Origin of the sequence: Corallococcus exercitus (assembly GCF_003611585.1) — a bacterium.
GTDB classification, from domain to species: Bacteria; Myxococcota; Myxococcia; order Myxococcales; family Myxococcaceae; genus Corallococcus; species Corallococcus exercitus.
Window position 1 is genome coordinate 1 of sequence record NZ_RAVW01000749.1, and the last position, 1,907, is coordinate 1,907.

At 72.7% G+C, this 1,907-nt stretch carries 1 protein-coding gene; it reads right to left on the reverse strand.

The genetic code is table 11. The annotated features are described in order from the left end of the window. Positions 1-1,858 (reverse strand): ATP-dependent helicase (locus tag D7W79_RS41660; protein WP_244222273.1); only part of this gene is annotated, 1,858 nt, incomplete at its 3' end. Positions 1,859-1,907 lie beyond the last annotated feature (49 nt).

Consider the following 1,907-nt stretch of genomic DNA (forward strand, 5'->3'; position numbering starts at 1 on the left):
CGTCAGGACCGGCCGGCAGTTCGGCCAGGAAGCGCGACGGGGTGAGCAGCAGCCGTCCGTCCTCCCGGGGCAGCGAGGTGTGGGGGTACACGAGCCACAGCGCCTCCCGGGCCCGGGTGACGGCGACGTAGAAGAGGCGGCGCTCCTCCTCCTCGTTCTCCGGGTCGCGCGTGGCCTGCGACAGGGGGAAGCGCCCGTCCACGAGCCCCAGCACGAAGACGGTCCGCCACTCCAGCCCCTTGGCCTGATGGACCGTGGTGAGGGTGAGCACGTCGTCGGGCGGCTCGCCGTCCAGGGCGGCCCGGGCGGAGAACTCGGACACCAGGGCGATGTCGGACAGGAAGCGGGGCACGTCCTCGAAGCGGCCGGCGAACTCCTGGAGCTGGCGAAGGTCCTCCGCGCGGGGGTCCTCCCCGTCCGGGGTGGCCGGGGGCTCGCGCGCCACCAGCACGTCCGCGAGCAGCGCGCCCGGGTTACGGGGCCCGCCGGCGGACAGGGTGGTCATCAGCGCCTGGAAGCGCTGGAAGCCTGCCCGCGCCTTGCTCGGGACATGGGCCTGGACGTCCGGGTGGGCCAGCGCGTCCGTCAGGGACAGCTCCGGGGGCAGCGCGGCCAGGGCGGTCCACAGGTGCTCGGTGCTGGCGGTGCCCACGCCGGGGAGCTTCCGCGCGAGCCGCTTGAAGGCCAGCTCGTCCGCGCGGTGGTGCGCCCATCGCAGGTGGGCCAGCGCGTCCTTGACGTGGGTCTGCTCGAAGAAGCGCACCCCGGAGCGCACGCGGAACGGAAGCCCGTGGCGGGCCAGCTCCAGTTGGAGCTCCCGCGAGTGCAGATGGGCGCGGTACAGCACCGCCATGGACTCCAGCCGGTGCCCCTGGCCGCGCAGCTCCAGGACGCGCTCGGCGACGAAGGCGGCCTGGGCCTTCACGTCGCGGGTGGGCACCACCTGGGGCACGGCGCCGGGCGCGCCGTCGGACACGAGCGCCTTGGGGAACTGGCGCGTGTTGCGCGCGATGACCGCGTTGGCCAGGCGCAGCACCTGCGGCGTGGAGCGGTAGTTGCGCGTGAGCGGGTAGATGCCGCAGCCGGGGTAGCGCTGGGGGAAGTCGATGATGTTGGTGAACTCCGCGCCCCGGAAGCTGTAGATGGACTGGCAGTCGTCGCCCACGACGGTGAGGTTCTTGCGCTCGCCCACGAGCAGGTCCACGAGGTCGCCCTGGAGGCGGTTGGTGTCCTGGTACTCGTCCACGAGCACGCCCTGGAAGCGCCCGGTGAGCTCCGCGCGGATGGAGGGGTGGTCCTCCAGGAGCCGCTTCAGGTGCGCGAGCAGGTCGTCGTAGTCCATCAGGTGCAACTGGGCCTTGCGCTGCTGGAAGCGGCGCGCGGTGGCGAAGATCTCCGGGGCCACGGGGAGCAGCTCCCGGCGCCGGTCCACCAGCACCTGCGACACGGGCTGCTGGAGGTTGGTGGCCAGGGAGACCAGGTCCAGCAGCGCGTCCGGGCGCGGGAAGCGCTTGTCGCTGCGCAGCTTCCGCTCCGCGAGGCACGTGGCCATCAGGTCGCGCGCGTCCTCGCGGTCCAGCACCGTGAAGCCGGTGGAGAAGCCCAGCGCCCCCGCGTGCTGGCGCAGGAGCACGTGCGCCGCGTGGTGGAAGGTGCCGCCCAGGAGGCTGCCCACGTCCGCGAAGCCGCCGGCCAGCTCCTCCACGCGGCGGATCATCTCGCGCGCGGCCTTGTTGGTGAACGTGAGCAGCAGGAGCGAGGACGGCGGCACGCCCCGCTCCAGCATGCGCGCCACGCGGTACGTGAGCGTGCGCGTCTTGCCGGAGCCCGCCCCGGCAATCACGAGCACGGGCCCTATCTCTTATACACATCTCCGAGCCCACACGACATCCGCAGACCTCGTATGC